The sequence below is a fragment of the Pseudoalteromonas sp. SR45-4 genome, from assembly GCF_014163535.1.
Taxonomy (GTDB): domain Bacteria; phylum Pseudomonadota; class Gammaproteobacteria; order Enterobacterales; family Alteromonadaceae; genus Pseudoalteromonas; species Pseudoalteromonas nigrifaciens.
In genome coordinates, this window is the sequence record NZ_JACJDO010000017.1 from 41,296 (window position 1) to 65,877 (window position 24,582).

Sequence of the window (24,582 nt, forward strand, 5' to 3'; positions counted from 1 at the left end):
ACGAACCTAAAATTACAAATAGAAAGGAGCGTTGTTATGGCACTTACAATAGATAAAAAAGCAATACAACCTATAAATACACTACCGCTAATTACACGTAGTTATAATTTACTACAAGATTATTTAGCCATTAGTAAATTTAAAGTAGTCGCTATGTTGGTACTGACCGCGTGGGTTGGTTTGGCGCTAGCACCCGATGTAGGCAGAGGCATGGGTGTACAGTTTATAAGCTTACTTGGCATAGGATTGCTTTCAGCAGCAGCAGCGGTAATTAACCATGTTGTTGATAGCGAAATAGACAGCAAAATGGCGCGTACTCGTCATCGCCCAGTAGCTAAAGGCCGCTTAAGTAAGGCACATGCACTGAGTTTTGCAGCAATAATAGGTGTGGCAGGTTTTATTATGCTAATGCTATGGGCAAATACACTTACCGCCATATTAACCTTATTTGCGCTGGTGGGTTATGCCTTTGTATACACCTCTTTTTTAAAGCGCGCTACACCACAAAATATTGTTATTGGTGGCCTTGCTGGCGCTATGCCACCCTTATTGGGTTGGGTGTCTGAAACAGGGCAAATGGCAGCTGCACCTTGGCTACTAGTGATGATTATTTTTACGTGGACCCCTCCGCACTTTTGGGCCTTAGCTATAGCTCGTAAGAGCGATTACGCACGGGCTAAAATTCCTATGTTACCGGTTACGCATGGTATCGATTTTTCTAAAACCTGTGTGGTTGCTTACTCTGTGTTACTGGCAATTGTGTGTATATTTCCTTATTTGATAGGAATGTCGGGGTTAATTTATTTAATCGGCGCATCTGGATTAAATGCGGTCTTTATTTATAAAGCGATTAAATTAAAACTAGCCGCTAACGACGACACTGCTATGGATTTATTTCGCTTTTCAATTATTCATTTAATGGTACTCTTTATCATATTATTTATAGATAAATGGCTACTATTATGAAGCAATTATGGCTAGGGTTAGCTATTGTTTTAACACTGTTTTTATCGGCGTGCTCAGATGATAATGCACCGCCAGACGTTAATGCTTTAGTGTACGAGAATGCTAAACCTTTAGCCGACTTTAGTTTAGATGATCAACATGGCGAATTGGTTACTAAGCAGCAATTTTTAGGACAATGGAATTTAGTGTTTTTAGGTTACACCAGCTGCCCCGATATTTGCCCGTTAACACTGGCTAAACTAAATGCGGTGTATAAAAATTTACGTAGTGATTACCCAGTGCAAATTTGGTTTGTATCGGTAGATCCCAAACGAGATACCCCAGCAAAACGCAAAGGCTATATTGATTACTTTAATCCCGATTTTTTAGCGGTTTCGGGGGAGCACAAACAGCTTTTTCCTATGGTGAGAGGGTTAGGCTTAATTTACGCTATAAGTGATAGTAGCGAGTCAGAGTATGCAGTTGATCATAGTGCTTCAGTGGCTATGGTCGATGGCAATGGGGCGGTAAGAGCTATATTTAAACCTGAATTTAAACAAGGTAGCGTGCCGTTAATAAATTCCAAAGAGTTAACTCAAGAATTTAAAAAAATAGCTGATTATTATAAAAACTAGTTATTTAAACAGTAAATTAAAAAGGAGCCCTAGGCTCCTTTTTTACTACTGTAATTAAAACTATTCAATAACCCAAGGCTGCGAAAACCAAAAATAGCTACCAGCATTGTTAATTGCAGGGGCGGTACAATTAAAGCGCGAACGACCTTTATTGAGCGCTTTAGGTGAGGTGACTTCTACTGTGTTTTTATTTATCCAGGTTAAATTAGCCTGGCCAACACTCGATACATAACAAGCAAACTGACTTTTATGAAAATCCCCCATAGTAAACTCAATAGTGAGTTTGGGTGGGTTTTGCGCCGTTACACTGTCTTCATAAGTGAGCGCGGTTATATTAAATGCGCGAGAATTCAATTTAGTGATCAGCGTATCTAATTTACTATAAAAGCCCGAAGCCGGAAAACGCGGTAAGCGACTAAAGTTAGAATCTTTATTTACAGCGCCAGAATGCTGACCTATACCAATAAAACCAAGCTCGGTTACTAGGGCTTGTAACTTATTGTTAAACTCGCCATACGGATAAGCTAAATATTTATAATCATGGCCAATTTCTGTTTTTATACGCTGCTGTGAATGTAGGATGTCTTGTTTAATGCGGGCTTGCCATTGTGCATCGCTTTCGTTTGCAAGCATATGGTGTAAGTAATCGTGTTGGCCACTATGATTGGCAATAAGTGCGCCTTTTTTTGCTAGCTCTTGGAGTTTATCCCAGCCCATTACATAGCCTTTACCTTCGTCTATTAGCTTAGGATTGACAAAAATTGTGTACGGATAGCCAAACTTTTCTAAAATTGGCGCTGCTTGCTCGTAATTATTGTTGTAACCATCATCGAAAGTAATAGCGACGGTTTTATCTGGTAAAGTGTGTTTTTGCTGCAACGCAGTTATCAGCTCATCTAAAGGAATAACATTAAAGTTATGCTCTTTTAAATAACTTAAGTGCTCAGTAAAAGTGCTCGCGCTAACACTGGTTACCGCCGGAAGGGTTTCACTAACGTGATGATACTGTAAAATAACGGCTGCTTGAGCGCGCAGTGAAATACTAATAAGGATAAATAATACTAAATGAAACAATTTCTTATACATAATAAAGCACACCATAAAAGCTTGTTGTTGTTAGCGGGTCCGATGATATTATCAAATATTACCGTCCCACTGTTAGGAATTGTTGATACTGCAGTAATTGGCCACTTAGGGAGCGCTCATTATTTAGCCGGTATTGCGCTGGGATCTGCGGTTATATCAATATTATTTTGGCTCGCAGGCTTTTTAAGAATGAGCACCACAGGGTTAGTGGCACAAGCTTATGGGCAAAACGATTTAACCCAATTGGCGGCGTTATTAAAACGCAGCTTAGTGCTTTCTTGCTTTGTTGCCGTATTGCTTATCGCCTTATCGCCTTTAATAAAACACGCCATTGCATTTTTATCGGCGGCCAATAGCGACGTGCTTACGCAAGCGTATCAGTATTTTAGTATTCGTATTTTTAGTGCGCCTGCGGCCTTATGTAATTTAGTACTATTAGGCTGGATGCTAGGTATGCATTATGGCCGTGGGCCGTTTTATTTATTATTAGTGACTAATATTACCAATATAGTGCTCGATATATATTTTGTTGTATACCTAGATTGGGCGGTAGCAGGCGCTGCATGGGCGTCACTTATTGCCGATTACACCGCGTTAGTTTTTGCCGTGGTGTTAGTTATTAAATTAGCTAAAAAACGCGGCATAAAACTAAGCGTACCAGGTTGGTTTAGCATTACAAAAATGGCAAACCTACTAAGTTTAAACCGTGATATTTTTATTCGCTCATTTATTTTACAGCTCTGCTTTAGCTTTATGACCTTTTACGGCGCACGAATTGGCGAAACCACGCTAGCAGCAAATGCAGTATTACTTAACTTTTTAATGTTGGTAAGCTTTGCACTCGACGGCATTGCTTATGCCAGTGAGGCAAAAGTAGGGCATGCTAAAGGCCAGCAAAGTGTAAAGAATATTGATCTTTGGGTAAAAATAAGTGTGTTTTGGGGCGCGCTATTTGCCTTAGCATACAGTTTGTTTTTTGCTATATTTGGCCGCTATATTATTACGCTATTAACTAATGTACCAGAAGTGATCACCACGGCTACGCTGTACTTGCCTTGGGTTATAGCCTTGCCATTATTGGCAATGAGTTGCTTTTTATTTGACGGTGTATTTGTTGGACTTACCCGGGCAAAAGCAATGCGCAATAGTATGTTGCTCTCAGCAAGTGTTGGTTTTTTTGGTGTGTTTGCTGTGTTTCATCAGTGGGAGAATAATGGTTTATGGTTAGCAATGAGCTGCTTTATGCTAATGCGAGGAATAACATTAATAGTGAAGTACCAAAGGTTAAAGGCAAGTAATCAGTTATTAGATTAAGGAAGTTTGGTGGCTTATTTCCATAGGTCGGGATCGTGGTTTTTAGGCTCAATATTTTTAAGTACTTGTGAAAAGCGATTAGCAAAAATACCGCTGTAGCCCCAAGCAGCAAAAAACAAAGCTGGCACTAAAATAACAACGCCAATAATTTGCAAGCTGTAGTGATTGTAATAGCCTAAAAAAATAAATATCACGGCTAGCACAAACAGTGCTACGCCGCGAAAAAAGCGCTTTAAGCTAAGCTTAGGGTTGCTCCCTAAGCTATATATAAGCGACTTTAGCATTAAAAATGCTTATTAATAGTAAGAATGATCGCCCGCTTGGTGCTCAGTAATGTCGGCAACACCAGTGATCTCTTCAAACTTTTCGATCATCTCTTTTTCAATGCCTTCTTTTAACGTGACATCGATCATAGAACAACCATTACAACCACCGCCAAACTGTAATACAGCAATACCTGCAGCGGTAATTTCCACTAAGCTTACTTGGCCACCGTGGTTAGCAAGTTGCGGATTTACTTCGGTTTCTAGCATGTGTTGTACGCGTTCGTTTAACGATGCATCACCGCTAATTTTACGCGCTTTAGCATTTGGTGCTTTTAGTGTTAACTGAGTACCCATTTTGTCGGTAACAAAATCAATTTCAGCGTCTTCTAAAAAGGGTGCACTTTCTGCATCTACAACGCCGTCAAAACCATTAAAGTTTAGGCGAATATCGCTGTCTTCTACAGCGTCTTCTGGACAATAAGAAACACCACATTCCGCTTGTGATGTACCAGGGTTTACAACAAAAACACGAATGTTGGTTTGTTGTGCTTGATCTGCTAATAGTTTAGCAAAATGCGCTTGTGCTGTTTCGGAAATTGAAATCATAAGACCGTCTATACTTGACTAAATTACTCGGATACTGCATATCATACCCCGCTCATCGTGTTGCGGCTAGTGTTGAGCGTAAAAAGTTGGCATCTATTTTAAGCAATGCTAGCGTGCAAACAACAAACATTTTATGAGTAAATTATATGCGTATAATAATAAAAATAACATTAATGATAATGGTGGCAATACTGAGTTTTTCAACTCAAGCTAAACCATTGTCTTACTACTTTGCAGAGGATGTTGAGTTTGATCCAAGTATACCCACTCCAAAGCAAGTGCTTGGTTATCAAGTAGGTGAGTGGCATGTAAGGCACGATCAGTTGGTGCGTTATATGGAAATACTAGCACAAAAAAGTGATCGAATTAATTTTGAAGTAATAGGGCGCACGCACGAACAGCGACCATTAGTGATGCTGACTATTACCGCCGCCAATAAATTAAAAAATATAGAGCAAATTCGCCAAGCCCATTTAGCGCGTTTAACGCCTAGCAACACGCAATCATCAGAGCAGCCTGGTGTTGTATGGATGGGTTACAGCGTACATGGTAATGAGTCGTCGGGCAGTAATTCTGCATTGCTGGTGGCGTATTACTTAGCCGCAGCGCAAGGTAATGAAATAAATGAGTTATTAAATAATACCGTTATTTTACTCGACCCTTCACTTAATCCCGATGGTTTAGCTCGTTTTGCTAATTGGGCTAATAGTAATCGTGGTATGAACTTATCGTCAGACCCCGTTACCCGAGAACACGTGGAAAGCTGGCCAAGTAGCCGTACTAATCATTACTGGTTTGACTTAAACCGCGACTGGTTATTACTACAACACCCAGAATCGCGTGCGCGTATTGCAAAGTTTCATCAGTGGAAACCAAATATTTTAACCGACTTTCATGAAATGGGGCCAAACAGCAGTTACTTTTTTCAGCCCGGTATTCCATCGCGCAAACACCCGATTACGCCTGATGAAAATGTCAGCTTAACTAAAGCAATTGCAAATTATCATGCTAAAACATTAGACGAAAATAATGCGCTATACTTCACCGAAGAAAGCTTTGATGACTTTTATTACGGTAAAGGCTCAACTTACCCAGACGTAAATGGTGGCGTAGGTATTTTATTTGAACAAGCCAGTTCGCGCGGGCATATTCAAGAAACCGTAAATGGGCCTCTCAGCTTTGCTTTTACTATTAAAAACCAGCTGCTTACTAGTTTATCAACATTTAAAGCTGCGATAGACAACCGCCAAGCCTTACTCGATTACCAAGCTAAGTTTTATAACCAGGCGATAGATTTAGCAGCCGATGAAAGCTTTCAAGGTTATGTAGTTGCAGGTGCAGCCGATAACACCCGAGTTAACGACTTTTTAAGCTTACTGCAACAGCACCAAATTAACGCTTACCCTTTAACAAAAGAGCTAAAAGCAGGTGGTGAAACTTATTCTAGCAATAGCTATTTTGTGCCTTTAGCACAGCCACAATACCGTTTAGTTAAAGCTATTTTTAGCGAACAAAAAAACTTTGCCGATAACACTTTTTACGATGTATCTGGCTGGACACTAGCGCATGCATTTAATTTACCCTTTGCTAAAGTAACCAGTAGTTGGGGATTAAAAGTTGCTGATAACGCATGGCAACAAGCCGCTACACCGCGCTTTGCACAACTTAATGAAGGGTATGCATTTGGCTTTTCGTGGGATGATACCTTGGCGCCAAAAATGCTCAATAGTTTACTGCAGCAAGGGGTAAAAGCCCGTGTTGCATTAAATTCATTAACGGCTAAGTCAGTAAACAGCGAAGAAGTAAATTTTGCAGCGGGGAGTATTATTATTCCTGCAGGGTTACAAACAAATAGTGATTGGATAGCACAGCTTAATCAGGCGCAAAATGAGTTTGGCATTGCTATTAAGCCAATAACGTCAGGATTAACCAGTAAAGGTGCCGATTTAGGGTCACGCTCAATGGCGGTGCTTAGCGCTCCCAAAGTGCTGCTGTTAGGCGGTAAAGGGGTAAGCCAATATGAAGCTGGAGAAGTGTGGTACTACCTAGACCGTTTTGTGGGTGTTGCTCCAACCATTGTTGAGCTAGAGCGTTTGGGCTCAATTGAGCTAAGTAATTACAGCCATATTGTGCTGGCTCATGGTAACTACAGTGGTTTATCTGACGCTGATAAAGTGGCCATAAAAGGTTGGGTTAGAAAAGGCGGTGTTATTTGGGGTCACAAAGGCGGTGCTAAATTTTTAGCGGATCAGCAACTATTAAAAGCCAGCTACTTGTCTCGCAAAGAAGTAGCCAGTGCGTTTAAAACCGACGGTTTAAACTATGCTGATAAAGAGCATTTAGCTGGGCGTCAGCGTATTGCAGGCGCTATTTTTAATACCCATGTAGATTTAACTCACCCACTTACCTTTTCATTACCACGTAATACGCTACCTGTATTTAAAAATAGCACTTGGTTGCTGGAGACCTCAGAGACACCGTTTGTTAATGTGCTTACCTATACTGAGCAGCCATTACTTGCGGGCTTTACCGATGCTGTAAATGTTACTCAAGTTGCCGGCGCAGCAGGCTTAATTGCGCACTCTTACGGGCGTGGAGCAGTAATTGGTATGACCGACGATCCGGTGTTTAGAGGTTATTGGTACGGTACAAGTAGGTTACTTAGTAACGCATTGTTTTTTGGCCACACGTTTCGGGTAAGTGGCGACTAACTATTAAAATTTTAAATAGGCGTTAAGCAAGTGGTAAAAGCCCACACTTGTTTAGCGCCTGCCTGTTTTAAAGCCTGGGTGGCTGCATTAAGTGTAGCGCCTGTGGTCATAATATCATCAACAATTGCCACCGTTTTACCACTCATATCTGCAGTACATATAAATGCGTCTTTTAAATTTTTAACCCGCTTAGCTTTAGTTAGCTTAGATTGTGCGTGCGTTTTTTTATTACGTAACAGCGAATCACTAAGTAAATTAAAAGATGATAAACACGGTTGCCATACTTGTGTTACTTGATTAAAACCGCGCTGAAAAAATCGACTTTTATGCAGCGGTAATATAATAAAGGTATCGGGCAGTGGGTAATCAGGAGTAAAAAAAGTACTCAATTGTTTAGTAATAACTTGTTGTAATGCATTTTTATAATGTATTTGATTATTAAACTTAAGTTGCTTCAGCCATTGCTCAAAAGGGGGCTGGTAAAACGCACAGGAAAATAACTTATCAAATTCGCAGTTAGGAAACATTTCAATAATATCAGGGCGATATAGCAAGTTTTTTTGCTCGCTTAAATCAAATAATGGTAAATCTTCTAAGCAATACTCACACAAGCCCAGCGCGGCTGGGACTGGGCCTTGGCAAAGTACGCAATGCGACTCAAACAGCCAATTTATAAATGCGTGCTTCATCGGATAAATATACTCATTACAATCGCCTAGTTAAACGCTATTATAAACTTCAGTTTGGTTAAGGTTTGGCAAATATGCAAAATGAATTAGTGTTACTACATGGTTGGGGTATGAACAAAGGTGTATGGCAATTAGTGCAGCCAGAGCTAGCATTTATTCATAATAACAACGTACGCAGTATTGATTTACCTGGCTACGGTAGTAGTAAAACATGCCCAAACCCTTATACCTTACACAGCGCTGCAGCACTTTTAAGTGAGCAGTTAAAACCACACTCTATTTTAATGGGTTGGTCTTTAGGTGGGTTATTTGCACTATATATTGCTAAACATTGGCCCGAAAAAGTAGCTAAAGTGATACTTGTTGCTGCTAGCCCCTTTTTTGCAGAGCAAGCGCCGTGGCCGGGTATAAAAGCACAGGTTTTAACGCAATTTAAAGAGCAGCTTGTTAATCATGGTGAAAAAACCATAGAGCGATTTTTAGCTATTCAGGCAATGGGCAGCGAATCGGCTCGTGATGACGTAAAACAACTTAAACAATTGCTAAATCAATATAAAGCCCCTGAAAATGAGGCTTTGACTGCGGGTTTAGATATTTTACAAAATGAAGATTTACGAGCGCTATTTACTCATTGCCCTGTGCCTATAAGCGCTATATTTGGTCGTTTAGATGCACTTGTTCCTTATAGAGCAATTGCCCAAATGGCAGCACTTAATACTGAGTTTGAGTATGAAGTATTAGATAAAGCGTCACATGCTCCTTTTATTTCTCATAAAAATGAATTTATATCTGCCGTTAAATCAATGCTTTAAAATAGAGCGACGAATAGCGCTGGTTAAAGCTTTATTTTGCGCATTAGTTGAGCGATAATTAAACAATATTTATTTTAATGGAGATTTAATATGCCAATAGGATCTGCATTTAATAGTGGCCTAGAAGGGTTTAACCGAGCTAGCCAAGGAATTGAAAGAGCCAGCGCAGAAATTAACCGTGCCAGTATTGAACAACAAGACGATGCGCAACTAGCACAGCAGCGACAACTTACGGCTGCTCGCTCAGAAGAAGCGGTTACTGCGCCAGTAGCAAAACCTGCCCGTATTGATGAAGCTTTGGTAAACTTAAAAGTTGAAGAGTTTAACGCTAAAGCGAATACGCAATCGATTCAAACTGCCGATGATGTGCTCGGTACATTAATTGATATAAACGTTTAAATATTATGAATATTGTCACGCCATTCCCGTCTATTAATATAAACACCGCAAATGTTTATACCGAAACTGCACGGCGTGATAATCAGTTGCGAGAAGTTATTCCCCCGCCAGCATCAAGTACGGCTAGTAGCACCGAAAATAAAGCCCAAAGTGATGCCGAAAAAGCTAAATTACCGGGTAACAGTGACCCAGCTACTTACGACGCGAAAGGAAAACTGGCCGGTGAAAAGTCTGTTGAGGCACGTGACGAAAGTTCAGGCAATTCAGATAATGCTGAGCAAGAAAACGAGCAAGAAAAAAACCAAACAACAGAACAAGAAGCAGCAAAAGAAGAGCAGCAGTTAGCGCAACAAGAACTACAAATTAAAGAGCTTAAAGCGCGTGATACCGAAGTGCGTGTGCACGAACAAGCGCATGCAGCAGTGGGTGGGCAACATGCGGGCTCGCCTAGTTATGAGTATCAGCGTGGCCCAGATGGCACTAATTACGCTGTGGGTGGCGAAGTGCAAATAGATGTGGGGGCTATAAGTGGCGATCCACAAGCAACCATAGAAAAAATGCAAACAGTACGTGCAGCAGCACTTGCCCCAGCTCAACCATCGGGTGCAGATAGAGCAATTGCTGCCGATGCCACGCAAAAAATAGCCACCGCACAGGCTGAACTTGCAAGCCCAAAAAGTAATGAAGACGAAAAAACAACAAGTAAAGCAGCCGCTTCACTTTCAAGTAATGATAGCAGTGAAGAAAAAACAGCAAAAAGTGCAGAGCAAACTCGCGATACACAAGTTGAAGCACGCGCTGGGCGCATTGCTAATTTTTATCAAATGGCGACATCGCCCGCAAGCAACAGCGGTTTTTCAGCGCAAATATAGTTAACCTGAACTCTGGTTAAGAAATTTACTAACGTATTGAATTTATAATTATATTTAACTTTATTTTCTCTAGCCAGAGATTTTCAGTGAAAATAAGGCGAGTTTACGCGTCAATAGCTGGCCTATTGCAAGTAAATTCAACGCAGTTAGCGCTGAAAATAGCTGCTTGAGATAGGTTTATTATCCGGAGATCAGGTTAGTTATGTAGCTTAAGCAATACTGAGCTTAAAGCTTTTATCAAAATACCCAAATAAAAAAACCGCTAACGCGGTTTTTTATTTTTAGCTAGATTTATTCGGAGCTATATAAGTATTACTTTTTCAGTTTAGCGTTAGCAAATGCATCAGCAAACGCATTGCCCATTAGCGCATTACCATTATCACGCTTTGGCTTAGCAGCTCTTGGCTGTGAGTTGTTGTTAGCGCGTGGCTTTTGCGCAGCAGGAGCTGCTGGCTTATTACTGGTATCAATGTCGTCATCTAGGCGCATGGTAAAGCTAATGCGTTTACGTGCGGCATCAACTTCAACTACTTTAACTTTTACAATGTCACCGGCTTTAACAACTTCACGCGGATCAGAGATAAACTTATTAGTAATTGATGAAATATGTACTAAACCATCTTGATGTACACCTACATCAACAAAAGCACCAAAATTAGCAACGTTAGATACAACACCTTCTAAAATCATTCCTGGTTTTAGATCGCTTATTTTTTCTACGCCGGCTTTAAATTCAGCAGTTTTAAACTCAGGGCGAGGATCGCGCCCTGGCTTATCAAGCTCGCTAATAATATCGGTAACGGTAGGTAAACCAAATTTATCGTCAATGTAGTCGTTAGCGGCTAACTTATTTAAAAAGTCGCTGTTACCCATTAAGCTATTTACATCAATGCTATTGTGCTCACAAATACGCTTAACAACAGGGTAAGCCTCAGGGTGAACAGATGAGTTATCTAGCGGATCGCTGCCGTTGTTAATACGTAAAAACCCTGCGGCTTGTTCAAACGCTTTTGGCCCTAAACGCTCTACTTTTTTAAGCTCACTGCGTTTTGCAAACGAACCATTAGCATCGCGGTAGTTAACAATATTTTGCGCTAAGGTTTTGTTTAAACCAGAAACGCGGGTTAGTAATGGCACCGAGGCCATATTTAAATCTACGCCTACAGAGTTTACACAGTCTTCTACTACTGAGATCAGGCTTTGCCCTAATTGGCTTTGCGATACATCGTGCTGATATTGACCTACACCTATGGCTTTAGGCTCAATTTTAACCAGCTCAGCTAGAGGGTCTTGTAAACGACGGGCAATAGAAACCGCGCCTCTTAGAGAAACGTCTAAATTAGGAAATTCATTAGCAGCAAGTTCTGAGGCAGAATAGACCGATGCACCCGCTTCGCTAACCATAATTTTATTAAGTTTAAGCTCGGCATTAGCTTTCATTAGTTCAGCAATTAACTTATCAGACTCGCGAGACGCGGTGCCATTACCAATCGCAATAAGCTCAACCTTATGTTGACGACAAAGTAGCTCTAAGGTGCGTACAGATTTTTCCCAGTGATTTTGTGGCGCATGTGGGAAAATAGTTTGTGTGGTTAAAAGTTTGCCAGTGCTATCTACAATCGCAATTTTACAACCGGTACGTAGACCAGGATCGAGCCCTAGAGTAGTACGCGGGCCAGCTGGTGCGGCCATGAGTAGGTCTTTTAAGTTTTTAGCAAATACATCAATTGCACCGGTTTCGGCTTTTTCGCGCATAGCCGCTAAAAATTCATTTTCTAAGTGTAAGCCTAGTTTAATTTTCCACGCCCACTGCACCACAGTTAATAGCCAGCTGCTAGCTGCTTGGTTTTTAATATCTAAGCGATAATGATCAGCTATCATTTGAGCACAAAGTTGCGCTGAATTTTCTGAGCTTGGTTCAGGATTAATATTAAGCTGTAAAATGCCTTCATTACGGGCTCTAAGCATAGCAAGCGCACGGTGCGAAGGTACTTTTTTAAGAGCCTCTTGATGCTCAAAGTAGTCACGATATTTAGCGCCAGCTTGTTCTTGGCCTTTAATTAAGCTGCTTTCAATAACCCCATTTTGACTAATGTAGCTTCTGAACTTCGCGAGTAACTTGGCGTCTTCGGCAAAACGCTCCATTAAAATAAACTTAGCACCTTCAAGGGCTGATTTTGTATCTGCTATGCCTTTATCGGCACTTACAAACTGCTCAGCTTGCTGCTCTGGATCTAGGTTGGCATCATTAAATAGTGCATTGGCAAGCGGCTCTAATCCCGCCTCTATTGCTATTTGCCCTTTGGTACGACGCTTTGCTTTATAAGGCAGGTATAAATCTTCAAGCTCAGTTTTACTTTGTGCAGCATTAATATCGGCGCTTAGCGCTGCAGTTAGTTTTTTTTGTGACTCTATAGTTGATAAAATAAAGCTACGGCGCTCTTCAAGCTCTCGTAAATACGACAACCTTTGCTCTAACAACCGCAGTTGCGTGTCGTCTAGTCCGCCGGTTACTTCTTTTCTGTAACGGGCAATAAAAGGAACCGTTGCGCCTTCATCAAGTAACTTTGTTGCTGCAACAACTTGTTGCTGTTGTGCGTTTAACTCACTGGCTAAACGTGCAGAGATATCGCTCATGCAAAAACCTTATAAAACAAAAATAAGACCAGTTAAATTAACTTAACTGGCGGGTCAATTGCTTGAATAATATCACAGGGGAGGGTAATAAAAAGGTCTTAAAGCAAGCTATTTTGCTTGCTTTAAGATGTAACAATCAAAGCGATAACTTTAATTGTTGTAAAGCGCTTTAATGGGGGTGATCTACGCTCTCTAGTACTTCACTAAATGAGTTAGCAATAGGGGTTATGTGCACAGGTATTTGCAGTGTTTTGGCAATTTCGCGAGCTGAAATTAAGCCACATATTTCATTATTAGCAGTAGTCACTAATAAAAACATAGCGCCACGGTGCTCCATTGTTTGTAGTGCATCGCCAATACATGCGTAGCTTAAGCTTTGCATGCTTACACCGAGTAAATTAGTTAACGGGGTCATTAAGTGGTGTAAGTTAACTTCGCTGCGCGGCAAGCCTATACGCTGGGCTATTATCATTGTTTTTGAGCTTTGTAAGTCTGCACTCGAAACAATGCCTATTAGCTTATGCTGCTCGTCGGTGACTAAAATAAAGTTTGAAGGTTGCACACTAAGTTGTTTTAGCGCTTGCTCAATGGTTGTATCGAATGATGCACGCACTGGTATTTTATTCGTAAAGTTATTAATCATTTTAATAGCAGGAGAGGTTAAATCAATAAGCGGTTGTTCAACAGCAAACGTGTTAGCAATAACGCCATGAGAAATATCTTGAATACGAAGTTCTTTAAAGTTAGACATATTAGTCACCTTATTTAGTTATAAAATTTAATAGTTTGAAAAGTAAGTTATTAAATTAAATAGCTAGGTGGGCCTCGCTGATGCGCGCAGCTAAAAGGTTTGTCTAAAATAGTACTCTGGTAATAAGAGTAGGGTGCTTTAGGGAGTGGTTGCAGTACCCTAAGGCTAATAACATAGGCATGAGAATCAAAGTCTATGTCGGGATTTGTTTGATCAGGAGTGTCACAAGCAATAAAGTGGGGAGTAACTATACTTGAGTCTAGTTGTGTGTTTTTAGGGCTAGCATGCAAAGTCAAACTTACACTCATGAAGAGTGCAAACAATACGGCATTACTTAATATGCGCGATACTATGTTTGACATAAATACGACCTTAATTAACGAGTCTCAAATTAAAATTGTGTAACTTGAGTTAAATCAGTTATAGCTCATTGCATTAAGTTACACAATAAAAAGTTAATATGATCTGAATCAAAGCAGCTTAACTATTTTTTTGATAACTAATGCTATTTACGTACCACTGTTTTTTGCCTTGAGGGGTGATAACGTCAAACTCGTCATCTACTTGTTTTTTTAACAACGCTCGCGCCATTGGTGAATCAATCGAAATATAGTCTTTACGCTCGTAAATTTCATCGGGACCGACAATTTTAAACTTTTTAATCTCGCCTTGCTCATTTTCAATTTCAACCCAAGCACCAAAAAACACTTTGCCATCTTGCACAGGCGAATAATCAATAATTTTTAAGTCGGGTATGCGCTTACGTAAGTAGCGCACACGGCGGTCTATTTGCCGTAGAAGCCGTTTATTAAAAGTAAAAATAGTATTGTTTGTGGGGTTATAAACCTTTATCTGCATTTTCAGATCTATCTCCTAGGCTGGCCGCCCAGCTTACTATTTTGGTGATTTCAGGGCGTTTTACATTCCATAAATGGGTATGTTCTTGTTGTAATTGTAAGTAGCCTTCGCGGGTAATTAAGTTTGTTTTCACGCCATGTTCTTTTTTAATACTCATACAGAGCAAGGTATTAAAATAACCCAAACTTGTCGAGTGTATTATTAATAAAACACGCGCACAAATGAGTTTGAAATGTTCAGTAACAATCTAAGCGGCTAATAAATTGTTGCTTACAGGTTTTTTCATTTATATTAATGGGTAATAGATTATAAAAATAAGAAACACAATGGGACACGAAACGACAAAAGTATTGGTTGTAGATGATGACATGCGTTTACGCAGCTTACTGGAGCGCTATTTAGTAGAGCAAGGCTTTATTGTAAGAACAGCGGGTAATTCAGAGCAAATGGATCGGCTTATCGAACGTGAAAACTTTCATTTAATGGTGCTCGATTTAATGCTGCCGGGTGAAGATGGTTTGTCTATTTGTCGTCGTTTACGCCAAAAAGAAAACGACATTCCAATTGTTATGCTTACCGCTAAAGGTGATGAGGTTGACCGTATTATTGGCCTTGAATTGGGAGCAGACGACTACATTCCAAAACCATTTAATCCACGAGAGCTGTTAGCGCGAATAAAAGCTATTTTACGACGCCGTGCCAAAGAAGTGCCGGGCGCACCTGCTGCAGAAGAAAACTTGATTGAATTTGGGCGATTTTCGCTTAATTTAGCCACTCGCGAAATGAGCGAAGGCGATAAAACAATTTCCTTAACCAGTGGCGAGTTTGCAGTGCTTAAAGCGCTGGTCTTGCATCCACGTGAGCCGCTGAGCCGTGATAAATTGATGAACCTAGCGCGCGGGCGAGATTACAGCGCACTGGAGCGCAGTATTGATGTGCAAGTGTCGCGACTTCGCCGCATGATTGAGGTAGATGCCGCCAGCCCACGTTATATTCAAACCGTTTGGGGCTTAGGGTATGTATTTGTTCCCGATGGTGAAAAGTAATTTATATGGGACTATTTCCGCGTAGTGCATTTGGGCAAACCGTTTTTTTAGTGGCGGCTTTGCTGTTAATAAATCAAATAGTATCTTACGTAACGGTGAGCTTATACGTAGTAAAACCTACCATTGAGCAAGTTAATTTAATGCTGGCTAAGCAAATTAAAACCGTATTTATTGACTGGGAAGATGGTGTTGAAGTAACTAATGAAGTATCGGATAAGTTTTTTGAAATTACCGGTATTGAAGTCATGACTCAGCATGAAGCAATGCGCAGTGGTTTGGGGCAAAGTCGCGAATATTCGGTATTATCGCGTAGTATGTCTGAGCAGCTAAATGGTTCTGCGCGGGTGCGTATTAGCCAAACCGATCCACTCATATACTGGGTAGAAGCCCCGCAAGCATTAGGTTATTGGGTAAAAGTGCCGCTTAGTGGGTTTAAAGAAAATAACCTCGAGTTTTTAACCTTTTACTTATCAAGTATTGGTTTTTTAAGTGTATTAGGTGGCTGGTTATTTGCTAGGCACTTAAATAGGCCGCTAAAAGCATTGCAACAAGCGGCGGTTAAGGTAGGTAAAGGCGATTTTAGTACTAAGTTAGCCGAACAAGGATCGAGTGAAGTTATTGCTGTAACACGGGCATTTAATCAAATGTCGCGGGGTATTGCTGCGCTTGAAAATGATCGTCGGCTGTTAATGGCAGGGGTGTCTCATGATTTACGCACTCCACTAACCCGCATTCGTTTAGCCACCGAAATGATGGCAGATGAAGATGACTATTTGCGTGAAGGCATTATTTACGATATTGAAGACATGAACGGCATTATCGATCAGTTCATTGAATATTTACGCCATCACAAACGTGAAGAGCTAAGCTGTGAGGACATTAACGCGTTAGTGGCAGAGGTAGTGCACACTGAGCTTAAACACCAGCGAGTAATTACCTTTAAAGGTAATCCTAGTATTGGCAATATACCTATTAGTGCAGTGGCAATTAAGCGTGTAATAACCAATATGATTGAAAATGCGCTGCGTTACTCAGAAGGTGATATTGAAGTGCTCTGCTATTTTAATAGCAATAAAAAGTATGTTGTTATTGCGGTAAACGATAGTGGCCCGGGTATACCAGAGGGCGAACTGGAGTCGGTATTTGAGCCGTTTAAGCAAGGCGATACAGCACGTGGTAGCGAGGGCAGCGGTTTAGGGCTGGCTATTATTAAACGCATTATAGATATGCATGACGGTAAAGTTAAATTATCTAACCGGCCTGAGGGCGGGTTAAGTGCACAAATTTACTTACCAATTAAAGTATAATACCAACCCACTTTACTGCAGCGGGTTGGTATTAAGTTGTGCTGGCCAAAATTATAAATACGCAGTAAGCGATTAAAGTGCTTTAAAACGAATAGCCGTACCGCCACTGGTGGCCAGCTTAAGCGTTAATTTATCGCTTGCAGTAACAAGGCGTTTTTCGATAGTTAAATCGTACGGATTATTTTTCCATTCGGCATTCTTACCATCTTTATAAATATGTGCCTCAAACTGTTTGCCGTTATCTAAAAAGTCTAAACTAATCTCAATAGTACGCGCTTGCTCGTCAGTCACTGCGCCTAAATACCAGTCGTTGCCGGTATATTTGTCGCGCTTTCGCTCTTTTCGCGCAAATACAATAAAGTCACCTACTGCACCATCAAGGGCAATGCTTTGTTGCCAGTCGGTCGGTACGTCTTGAATAAATTGAAATGCATCGGGTTTAGCTAAATAATTTTTAGGTAGGTCGGCCGCCATTTGAATCGGACTATACAATACAACATACAATGCTAGTTGTTTAGCCAGCGTAGTTTGCGGGCGATTAGTATTAGCGCCTAAACCGTTAAAACTTAAATCGAAAATACCAGGAGTAAAATCCATAGGCCCAGCAAGCATGCGGGTAAATGCCAGTATAGCAATGTGCTCGGGTGGATTAGGAGGAGTACCCCATGCGTTAAACTCTTGTCCGCGTGCGCCTTCTCGAGTGATCCAGTTTGGATAAGTACGGCGCAGTCCGGTATCTTTAATCGGCTCGTGGGTGTTAATACTTATTTTATGTTTAGCAGCTAGCTTAACGTTATGTAAGTACTCGTTAACCATAAATTGGCCGTCGTGCCACTCATGGCGAGCTATACCGTTTTTGTCAATGCGCTTAATGTTTCCGCCATCGGCTACGTAACCGGTTTTAACTTGGCTAACGTTAGATTTTTCATACAATGCAAAGGCATCTGCCATTTGCTTGCGATAGTTACTGACGTTGCCGGATGTTTCGTGATGGCCAATGAGTTGCACGCCTGTTTGCTTAGAATATTTTGTTAGCGCTGCTATATCAAAATCATCGTAGGGCTGAGTAAAGCTAAACACATCACCATTAAAAAACCAGTCGCCATCCCAGCCTGTGTTCCAGCCTTCAACTAATACGCCATCAAAACCATATTTGGCGGCAAAGTCCATGTAGTATTTGGTATTTTTTGTAGTAGCGCCGTGCTTGTCGCCGCTGCCCCAAGTGTGTGTGTTTATATGCATACCCCACCAAATACCTATGTATTTACCTGGTTTTACCCACGACACGTCACCGAGTTTATTCGGCTCATTTAGATTTAAAATAATATCTGAGTTAACTAAATCAACGGCTTTTTCGCCAATTTGAATAGTGCGCCATGGGGTATTAAACGCGACCTGTTTTTTAACGGCAACACCACTCGACCATGGCGTTAAATCGGCTTGAAAAACCCCAGGGCGGCGTTGATTAAGTACCATGGCGGCGTAATCAACAAGGGCGGCTTCATGAATACTAATATGCACACCATCTTGGTTTTTAAAGGTAAATGGCGTATGTACCAATGCGGCATCGTTTAATGGGGTGGTATTATATACATATTCGTAGCGATTCCAGCCGCGGGCAGGGATCCACCAAGCTGTAGCTGTGTGGCTGTTATTAACAGCAAACTCGGTAAGCTCTTTGGTTATTTCAATATTGTTAAGGCCTGCTTGTTTTGGTACTTCGTATCTAAAACCCACGCCACTATCAAACGCTTTAAAGCGCACGCTATAAGTACCACCTTGAGGTTGTGGCTTAGCAAAGGTTACAGTTACCTCGTTATGCTGATCTACAACCGTTTGTCGCTCGCCCCAAGGTTGTTGCCACTGAGTGTTGGTACTTTGTTGTTGAACTTTGGTTATTTTAAAGCTGTTACTAAACGGTGCATGTTGTTTAAATTCAAACCCGAGAGCGGAATTATTAATGACTGTTTTATTTTTAAAACTAATAGAATAACTAGGTGTACTCTGCTCGTCTGAGATGATTATTTTTATATTACCGTCAGGCGATTGTACGGTAGCTGTTTGAGCAACCGTGATACTTGAAAAAGCCATGAGTAGCAGTGCCAATGTGCGCATAATAGTTCCTTGGGTTAGCGACGTGTTTGGCTATCAAGCATAAAGCGAGAGGGTGGTGAATACGACAGGTTGCATACGTATTCAGGGTGATAAAAAGTGAGCAGTGAGGTTGCTTGTACGCTAAGTAATAAAAAAGGGCTCTTATATGGACTCCCTATTAATGTCAAAAATAAAATTGAAATAAATTAGATGCTAGCTTATATACGGGCTCAAATTGAGGAGCTACCCCTGGCCTCAAATGTATTCGCACCTTCATGACTTTTCTGTTGAGCAGTTTTTCAAACTTCAGACCCTAACAGTCTATTGAAGGTCGGTCTTACCTATTTCAATCGATCTTTCTGACAAGTTTTTAAGCCACAAGTAATTGTGGCTGATAATCTTTGTTATGCTTTTGCATTGCAAAAGCCGTTCTGATTGTTTTATTTGCTAACGCTATTGCGGCTACTTTTTTGCCTCGACGTACACTTAATTCTTTTAACCATATATCTTTTTGGCTACGAACTTCTCTTTTTTCTAGTTGTGAAACAACAGCTAATGCGCCTTTATACAAAGCACTACGCAGCTTCTTATTTCCTATTACTTTAGATATCGAGCCTATCTTTTGTTTTCCCCCGCTACTATGCTGTACTGGTGTTAGACCAAAGCAGGCCGCAGCTTCTCGACCATTTTTAAAATGGGTTGTATTACCTAGTGCTATTTTAATCAGTATTGCACAGACCGGTCCCACGCCTTCTAATGCTTGCAAGCGTATACAGGTTTGATCTTCTTTAATTACTTCATGCAATTGTTTTTCAATCAGCTTCACCTCTTCGACCGCCTCAGTAAAACGCTGATAAACTCGGTTAATTGTGAAGCGAAAAGCGCCTGTTAGGCTGTTTTCAGCATCTTCTAATATCTCAGGTATCGCTTGGGTCAACTTCGTATCCCCTTGAGCAATTGGGTAACCAAACTCTAACAATAAAGCTCTTAGTTGATTACCTAAGCTGACTTTTTGTTTGACTAATAAATCACGCATACATTCAATGCCTTGTAAGCATTGCTCTTGCACTGAAAGTAAACGACTTCCTTTTATATGAGGCTGTCTCGCTGCAACTGAAATAGCCAGCGCATCATTTGCATCGGTTTTCTGCCCTTGACGAAACGCTTTTACCTGTCGCGCGTTGATCGCTTTGATCTGGTGCCCTGCCTGTTTAGCAAATTGCGCCCAATAATGCGTACCACCACATGATTCCATAGCAACTAAAGATTGCTGTTCTTTAATTAATAACTCTTTAAGCTTGGCTCTGCTTATTGTTTTGTTATAAATAACTTTGCCATTGCTTTGCGTTTTGCAAACTTGAAATAAATTTTTTGCTAAATCAATCGCTATCACATTACAATTCAACATGTATGGGCTCCTTAGTAAAAGTTTGAACACTTATTACGTTACTTCTGATGGAAGTGGGAGTCCATACATCTGTTGAGCCCTTAATTTAGTATTGCTTAGATTGCGAGATTATTTTTTATCAAAAGCGCGTTGCATAAAGTTTGGCGTAGCTAATGCACCGTGATGAATGCCGTTGTTGTAGTATTCGCTGTTCTTTGCAATATCGGCTGCTGCATCTTCTCTAAAGCCATTAAAGGCTGCAGATTTACGCGCTAAAGTTACTGACCATAAACCACTTGGGTATATAGGTTGCGGGAATGGCAGTGTTTGTAAGTCGTTAAAACCTACCGTTAGCATAGCCTCGCGCATTTCAACTAATAACGGCATATGCATAAGCGGTGATTCGCTTTGTTGTACTAAAATGCCACCTGGGCGAAGTGCGTTTAAGCAGCTAGTGTAAAATGCATGATTAAATAAACCTTCACCTGGGCCTACTGGGTCGGTGCCATCAACAATAACAACATCGATTGATTCGCTTGCGGCTTCGCGCATGTATTTAATGCCGTCGTCAAACATAACTGTTGCACGAGGATCGTTGTTAGATTCACACAGCTCTGGGAAGTATTTTAACGACATTTGCGTTACTACTTCGTCTATATCTATTTGCGTAACGCTCTCTACACTAGGGTGTTTTAACACTTCGCGTAAGGTGCCGCAGTCGCCGCCGCCAATAATAACTACATTTTTAGGTGCTGGGTGCGCTAAAAGTGCAGGGTGGCTGATCATCTCATGATAAAAAAAGTTTTCGCGGCTACTTACCATAGTGCAACCGTCGATGATCATTAAATTACCAAAGTTGGTGGTTTCGAACATTTCTACTTTTTGAAAAGGAGACTGTTTTTCATCTAACTTTTTGTTAATACGTAATGAAAATGCGCTGCCATCGCGGTCGCTAATTTCAGTAAACCACTTACTTTGATCTAAATTTGCCATAGTTACTATTACACTTTTTTAAGTTGAGGATGAAAATGGGGGCAATTTTGCCAGTGCTTGACGTTTTGCTCAATGACATTTTAACTGATTTAGCCAATAAAGTTAGTTAGGAATGAGGGAAAGTTCAATTTTTGTTAGCCTAGAGGATAGCGACGTATTAAAATGCGTCATTGTATTTAATTGATTAAAGAAGAGTTGCCATGACTTGGGGTTTAGAAACAGCACGTGCCACTTATAATGTTGCACATTGGAGTGAAGGCTATTTTGATATTAACGCACAAGGCGAGTTGGTGGCCTACCCAGATGGCGACCAAGCAAAGGCCGCAATTTCTTTAACGCAATTAACCGAACAATTTAAACAACAGGGTTTAACCTTACCAGTATTGGTGCGCTTTACCGATATATTACAAAACCGGGTAGATACGCTTACCAATGCCTTTACTCAAGCACGAGCAAATCGTGAGTATCAAGGCGAATATACCTGCGTTTATCCAATCAAAGTAAATCAGCAGCGCTCTGTAGTGAGTAAACTTTTAGCTCACCCTAGCGGGCTGGTTGGCCTTGAAGCTGGCTCTAAACCAGAGCTAATGGCTATTTTAGGGGTGGCAAAAGAGCCCATTACTATTGTGTGTAATGGCTATAAAGACAGTGAGTTTTTACGCTTAGCCTGTATTGGTCAAGCTATGGGTCACAAAGTTAAAATAGTGGTAGAGAAGCTCTCGGAGTTAACCACCTTACTGGAAGAAATTGATAATTTAGGCATTGAACCGGCTATTGGTATTCGTATTCGCCTAAACTCAGTGGGCAAAGGTAAATGGCAAAACACCGGTGGCGAAAAAGGTAAATTTGGTTTAACGGCAGGGCAAGTGCTTAGCGCTGTTGAAGTGTTAAAAAAACATAATAAATTGCACTTAATGCAAATGGTGCATTTTCATATTGGCTCTCAAATAGCCAATATTCGCGATATTCACCGCGCTTTGCGTGAATGTGCACGCCATTTTGCTGAACTTACTCAGTTAGGTGTACCACTTAATACCGTTGATGTAGGCGGTGGGTTAGGGGTTGATTACGAAGGTTCGGGTTCACGTAGTGCGTGTTCAATGAACTATACCGTTGCAGAATATGCCCGTAACGTAGTAAATGCGTTTTCTGAGGTGTGTGACCAACATCAATTAACTCATCCGGCCATTATTACTGAATCAGGGCGTGCGTTAACCGCGCACCACGCGGTATTAATTACCGATGTAATTGACGTTGAAAAAGCGCCTAATCACTTAAACCCAGAGGCGCCTGCGCAAAGCAGTACACTGGTATTAGATGAAATGTGGCAATGTTTACAGCGTTTAAGCCCGCGTATGGCGCTGGAAATTTATCACGACGCAATGCACTTATTTAGCGAAGCACACGATCAGTACGTACACGGTTTAGTGAGCATGCTAGAGTGGGCGAAAATAGAGCAACTTTACTTTACTATTTTACATCGGGTGCGCTCATCTTTGAGCAATAATGTGCGTGCACATCGCGAAGTACTCGATGATTTAAACGAAAAATTAGCTGATAAATTATTTGTTAACTTTTCACTATTTCAATCGTTGCCAGATATATGGGGAATTGGCCAATTATTCCCAGTAATGCCTATTGAAAACCTCACTCAACCGCTTACCCAGCGCGCTATTATTCAAGATATAACGTGTGATTCTGATGGGCAAATTCGCGAATATGTAGAAGGTGCAGGTATAGAAACAAGCTTACCTATACCTGAATATACACAAGGGCAGCAGTATCATATTGCAATGTTTATGGTTGGCGCTTATCAAGAAATTTTAGGTGACTTACACAACCTATTTGGCGACACCGACTCAGTGCATGTGGAGTTAAACGATGATGGTTATGTACTTACTAACGCCATTAAAGGTGACAGCGTTAAGGATGTATTAAAGTGTGTTGACTATGATAGCGCCATTTTAGCAGACAACTTTGCAGAGCAAATTAATAAGCTCGATGTGTCTGAGCCATGTAAAGCAGGCTATTTAGCAGAGCTTAATGCGGGACTAGAAGGCTATACCTATTTTGAGGACTAACCTCAGCCATTATTAATTAAGTATAAAAAGCGCAGTAATTAGCTGCTGCGCGCTATTTAAAGGAATAGAAACAATGTCAGTTATCCGCAGTGTATTTAGTATTTTGTTGTACTTTATAAATACTCTTATTTGGTTTGTGCCAATTTTTATTTGTGGTGTTATTAAGCTTATACCAATTAAGCCGCTACAAAAGTTAATGAGTTGGGCCGCCAAACAATTTGCCACTATTTGGGTTACCTTTAACAGCTTAAATCAAAAATTATTTACGCCAACTAAAATTAACGTTACTGGGCTTGAAGATATAAAGCTAAAAGATTGGTATTTAGTTATAGCTAATCATCAAAGCTGGGTTGATATTTTAGTATTGCAACGCGTATTAAATCGCAAAATACCCTTTTTAAATTTCTTTTTGAAAAAAGAGCTTATTTACGTGCCTATATTAGGTTTGTGCTGGTGGGCGCTTGATTTTCCGTTCATGACTCGTACGAGTAAAAGTCAGCTTAAAAAGAACCCTAAATTACGCGGTAAAGATTTAGAAACCACGCGTAAGGCCTGCGAAAAATTTAAAGAAATGCCAGTAAGTGTGGTTAATTTTGTAGAAGGTACGCGCTATACGAAGCAAAAGCACGCTCGCCAAAACAGCCCTTTTCCACATTTGTTAAAACCCAAAGCAGGAGGCGTTGCCTTTGTAATGCAAGCTATGGGAGAGCAAATTACTAAAGTAGTTAATGTGACTATTCATTATCCTGAGGGCATTCCGACCTTTATGGATTTTGCCAGCGGTAAAGTAAAAAATATAAACGTACATGTTGAAGTAAGACCGGTCAGTGACGAGCTAATTGGTGACTACACTAACGATCCCGACTTTAGAGTGCGCTTTCAAAGTGAGCTTAATCGGTTATGGAAAGAAAAAAACCAAACATTAATAAACCTTGAACAAAAATAAATGCATAAAAATATGAGCCTACAGTTACGCTAAAAACACTTAGCTATTCACGGTCAATACAGATTAACTTAGGTAGTGTTTTTTAATGTCACTTTGCTTGGCTCTGTTAATTTTACAGCGGGTATTACCCGCTGTAGTTACTATAAT

The 24,582-nt window shown here is 40.6% G+C and carries 21 protein-coding genes and 1 pseudogene; 11 read left to right on the forward strand and 11 right to left on the reverse strand.

Annotated features, from left to right (window positions below; genetic code table 11):
* Positions 1-36: 36 nt before the first annotated feature.
* Both cyoE and H5058_RS09285 read left to right on the forward strand, forming a co-directional pair.
* Entirely contained in the window at positions 37-966 is a 930-nt protein-coding gene (gene cyoE, locus H5058_RS09280; protein WP_011329493.1) for a heme o synthase, read from the forward strand.
* Positions 963-1,580 (forward strand): SCO family protein, encoded by a 618-nt coding sequence (locus tag H5058_RS09285; protein ID WP_182677810.1) that lies wholly within the window; start codon positions 963-965, stop codon positions 1,578-1,580. The genes cyoE and H5058_RS09285 overlap by 4 nt, the downstream gene beginning before the upstream one ends.
* A gap of 60 nt (positions 1,581-1,640) precedes the next feature.
* On the opposite strand, the gene H5058_RS09290 is transcribed toward H5058_RS09285, so the two are convergent.
* Positions 1,641-2,666 carry a polysaccharide deacetylase family protein gene (locus H5058_RS09290; protein ID WP_011329491.1) on the reverse strand — a complete coding sequence of 342 codons (1,026 nt, stop codon included), beginning with the start codon at positions 2,664-2,666 and terminating at the stop codon, positions 1,641-1,643.
* A 42-nt stretch (positions 2,667-2,708) separates the two neighbouring features.
* Here H5058_RS09290 and H5058_RS09295 point away from each other — a divergent pair, with 42 nt between their 5' ends.
* Entirely contained in the window at positions 2,709-3,980 is a 1,272-nt protein-coding gene (locus H5058_RS09295; RefSeq protein WP_259398621.1) for an MATE family efflux transporter, read from the forward strand.
* Positions 3,981-3,994: 14 nt separating this feature from the next.
* On the opposite strand, the gene H5058_RS09300 is transcribed toward H5058_RS09295, so the two are convergent.
* Together H5058_RS09300 and nfuA are read right to left on the reverse strand one after the other, a co-directional pair.
* Positions 3,995-4,264 (reverse strand): hypothetical protein, encoded by a 270-nt coding sequence (locus H5058_RS09300; protein WP_182677814.1) that lies wholly within the window; start codon positions 4,262-4,264, stop codon positions 3,995-3,997.
* 12 nt (positions 4,265-4,276) lie between these two features.
* Complete coding sequence (gene nfuA / locus H5058_RS09305; RefSeq protein ID WP_011329488.1) at positions 4,277-4,852, reverse strand: Fe-S biogenesis protein NfuA; 576 nt, start codon at positions 4,850-4,852, stop codon at positions 4,277-4,279.
* Between the two features lie 179 nt (positions 4,853-5,031).
* Between nfuA and H5058_RS09310 the strand changes: the two genes are divergently transcribed.
* Complete coding sequence (locus tag H5058_RS09310; RefSeq protein ID WP_182677827.1) at positions 5,032-7,563, forward strand: M14 metallopeptidase family protein; 2,532 nt, start codon at positions 5,032-5,034, stop codon at positions 7,561-7,563.
* Between the two features lie 11 nt (positions 7,564-7,574).
* Here the strand turns inward: H5058_RS09310 and H5058_RS09315 are convergent, their stop codons facing one another.
* Positions 7,575-8,252 carry a ComF family protein gene (locus tag H5058_RS09315; RefSeq protein WP_011329486.1) on the reverse strand — a complete coding sequence of 226 codons (678 nt, stop codon included), beginning with the start codon at positions 8,250-8,252 and terminating at the stop codon, positions 7,575-7,577.
* Between the two features lie 74 nt (positions 8,253-8,326).
* Here H5058_RS09315 and bioH point away from each other — a divergent pair, with 74 nt between their 5' ends.
* The 3 genes from bioH (at position 8,327) to H5058_RS09330 (ending at position 10,335) form a co-directional block, all read left to right on the forward strand.
* Positions 8,327-9,064, forward strand: a complete 738-nt coding sequence (gene bioH / locus H5058_RS09320; protein ID WP_011329485.1) for a pimeloyl-ACP methyl ester esterase BioH — start codon at positions 8,327-8,329, stop codon at positions 9,062-9,064.
* Between the two features lie 90 nt (positions 9,065-9,154).
* On the forward strand, positions 9,155-9,463 hold the full coding sequence (locus H5058_RS09325; RefSeq protein ID WP_011329484.1) for a hypothetical protein: 309 nt from the start codon (positions 9,155-9,157) through the stop codon (positions 9,461-9,463).
* 5 nt (positions 9,464-9,468) lie between these two features.
* Positions 9,469-10,335, forward strand: coding sequence for a putative metalloprotease CJM1_0395 family protein (locus H5058_RS09330; protein ID WP_182677816.1), 867 nt, complete (start codon positions 9,469-9,471; stop codon positions 10,333-10,335).
* Positions 10,336-10,647: 312 nt separating this feature from the next.
* On the opposite strand, the gene H5058_RS09335 is transcribed toward H5058_RS09330, so the two are convergent.
* The 4 genes and pseudogenes from H5058_RS09335 to greB all read right to left on the reverse strand — a co-directional run bounded on the left by H5058_RS09335 (position 10,648) and on the right by greB (position 14,714).
* A complete protein-coding gene (locus H5058_RS09335; RefSeq protein WP_011329482.1) occupies positions 10,648-12,972 on the reverse strand; it encodes a Tex family protein in 2,325 nt (774 codons plus the stop codon).
* Positions 12,973-13,141: 169 nt separating this feature from the next.
* Entirely contained in the window at positions 13,142-13,723 is a 582-nt protein-coding gene (locus H5058_RS09340) for a CBS domain-containing protein (RefSeq protein ID WP_086998923.1), read from the reverse strand.
* 50 nt (positions 13,724-13,773) lie between these two features.
* Positions 13,774-14,085, reverse strand: a complete 312-nt coding sequence (locus H5058_RS09345) for a hypothetical protein (RefSeq protein WP_011329480.1) — start codon at positions 14,083-14,085, stop codon at positions 13,774-13,776.
* A 118-nt stretch (positions 14,086-14,203) separates the two neighbouring features.
* A pseudogene (greB, locus tag H5058_RS09350) lies at positions 14,204-14,714 on the reverse strand (transcription elongation factor GreB).
* A 193-nt stretch (positions 14,715-14,907) separates the two neighbouring features.
* Here greB and ompR point away from each other — a divergent pair.
* Positions 14,908-15,627, forward strand: coding sequence for a two-component system response regulator OmpR (gene ompR, locus H5058_RS09355; RefSeq protein WP_058374346.1), 720 nt, complete (start codon positions 14,908-14,910; stop codon positions 15,625-15,627).
* A gap of 5 nt (positions 15,628-15,632) precedes the next feature.
* The gene (gene envZ, locus H5058_RS09360) at positions 15,633-16,934 is read left to right on the forward strand and encodes a two-component system sensor histidine kinase EnvZ (protein ID WP_086998926.1); all 1,302 of its coding nucleotides are present in this window, start codon (positions 15,633-15,635) and stop codon (positions 16,932-16,934) included.
* Between the two features lie 72 nt (positions 16,935-17,006).
* On the opposite strand, the gene H5058_RS09365 is transcribed toward envZ, so the two are convergent.
* The 3 genes from H5058_RS09365 to speE all read right to left on the reverse strand — a co-directional run bounded on the left by H5058_RS09365 (position 17,007) and on the right by speE (position 21,408).
* Positions 17,007-19,049, reverse strand: coding sequence for a glycoside hydrolase family 97 protein (locus H5058_RS09365; RefSeq protein ID WP_182677818.1), 2,043 nt, complete (start codon positions 19,047-19,049; stop codon positions 17,007-17,009).
* Between the two features lie 349 nt (positions 19,050-19,398).
* On the reverse strand, positions 19,399-20,436 hold the full coding sequence (locus H5058_RS09370) for an IS110 family transposase (protein WP_096317089.1): 1,038 nt from the start codon (positions 20,434-20,436) through the stop codon (positions 19,399-19,401).
* A gap of 108 nt (positions 20,437-20,544) precedes the next feature.
* Complete coding sequence (gene speE / locus H5058_RS09375) at positions 20,545-21,408, reverse strand: polyamine aminopropyltransferase (RefSeq protein ID WP_182677820.1); 864 nt, start codon at positions 21,406-21,408, stop codon at positions 20,545-20,547.
* A gap of 200 nt (positions 21,409-21,608) precedes the next feature.
* Between speE and speA the strand changes: the two genes are divergently transcribed.
* Both speA and H5058_RS09385 read left to right on the forward strand, forming a co-directional pair.
* Positions 21,609-23,489 (forward strand): biosynthetic arginine decarboxylase, encoded by a 1,881-nt coding sequence (gene speA, locus H5058_RS09380; RefSeq protein WP_179807481.1) that lies wholly within the window; start codon positions 21,609-21,611, stop codon positions 23,487-23,489.
* Between the two features lie 73 nt (positions 23,490-23,562).
* Positions 23,563-24,435, forward strand: a complete 873-nt coding sequence (locus H5058_RS09385; RefSeq protein WP_011329473.1) for an acyltransferase — start codon at positions 23,563-23,565, stop codon at positions 24,433-24,435.
* Positions 24,436-24,582: the final 147 nt, after the last annotated feature.

Excerpts from the sequence above, each read along its gene's own strand:
- H5058_RS09385 (WP_011329473.1), top strand. The coding sequence starts at position 23,563 with ATGTCAGTTATCCGCAGTGTATTTAGTATTTTGTTGTACTTTATAAAT.
- H5058_RS09285 (WP_182677810.1), top strand. The coding sequence starts at position 963 with ATGAAGCAATTATGGCTAGGGTTAGCTATTGTTTTAACACTGTTTTTA.
- H5058_RS09370 (WP_096317089.1), bottom strand. The coding sequence starts at position 20,436 with ATGTTGAATTGTAATGTGATAGCGATTGATTTAGCAAAAAATTTATTT.
- H5058_RS09315 (WP_011329486.1), bottom strand. The coding sequence starts at position 8,252 with ATGAAGCACGCATTTATAAATTGGCTGTTTGAGTCGCATTGCGTACTT.
- speA (WP_179807481.1), top strand. The coding sequence starts at position 21,609 with ATGACTTGGGGTTTAGAAACAGCACGTGCCACTTATAATGTTGCACAT.
- H5058_RS09310 (WP_182677827.1), top strand. The coding sequence starts at position 5,032 with ATGGTGGCAATACTGAGTTTTTCAACTCAAGCTAAACCATTGTCTTAC.
- H5058_RS09325 (WP_011329484.1), top strand. The coding sequence starts at position 9,155 with ATGCCAATAGGATCTGCATTTAATAGTGGCCTAGAAGGGTTTAACCGA.
- cyoE (WP_011329493.1), top strand. The coding sequence starts at position 37 with ATGGCACTTACAATAGATAAAAAAGCAATACAACCTATAAATACACTA.
- H5058_RS09365 (WP_182677818.1), bottom strand. The coding sequence starts at position 19,049 with ATGCGCACATTGGCACTGCTACTCATGGCTTTTTCAAGTATCACGGTT.
- H5058_RS09345 (WP_011329480.1), bottom strand. The coding sequence starts at position 14,085 with ATGTCAAACATAGTATCGCGCATATTAAGTAATGCCGTATTGTTTGCA.
- H5058_RS09335 (WP_011329482.1), bottom strand. The coding sequence starts at position 12,972 with ATGAGCGATATCTCTGCACGTTTAGCCAGTGAGTTAAACGCACAACAG.
- H5058_RS09290 (WP_011329491.1), bottom strand. The coding sequence starts at position 2,666 with ATGTATAAGAAATTGTTTCATTTAGTATTATTTATCCTTATTAGTATT.
- speE (WP_182677820.1), bottom strand. The coding sequence starts at position 21,408 with ATGGCAAATTTAGATCAAAGTAAGTGGTTTACTGAAATTAGCGACCGC.
- bioH (WP_011329485.1), top strand. The coding sequence starts at position 8,327 with ATGCAAAATGAATTAGTGTTACTACATGGTTGGGGTATGAACAAAGGT.
- envZ (WP_086998926.1), top strand. The coding sequence starts at position 15,633 with ATGGGACTATTTCCGCGTAGTGCATTTGGGCAAACCGTTTTTTTAGTG.
- H5058_RS09340 (WP_086998923.1), bottom strand. The coding sequence starts at position 13,723 with ATGTCTAACTTTAAAGAACTTCGTATTCAAGATATTTCTCATGGCGTT.
- H5058_RS09330 (WP_182677816.1), top strand. The coding sequence starts at position 9,469 with ATGAATATTGTCACGCCATTCCCGTCTATTAATATAAACACCGCAAAT.
- ompR (WP_058374346.1), top strand. The coding sequence starts at position 14,908 with ATGGGACACGAAACGACAAAAGTATTGGTTGTAGATGATGACATGCGT.
- H5058_RS09295 (WP_259398621.1), top strand. The coding sequence starts at position 2,709 with ATGATATTATCAAATATTACCGTCCCACTGTTAGGAATTGTTGATACT.
- H5058_RS09300 (WP_182677814.1), bottom strand. The coding sequence starts at position 4,264 with ATGCTAAAGTCGCTTATATATAGCTTAGGGAGCAACCCTAAGCTTAGC.
- nfuA (WP_011329488.1), bottom strand. The coding sequence starts at position 4,852 with ATGATTTCAATTTCCGAAACAGCACAAGCGCATTTTGCTAAACTATTA.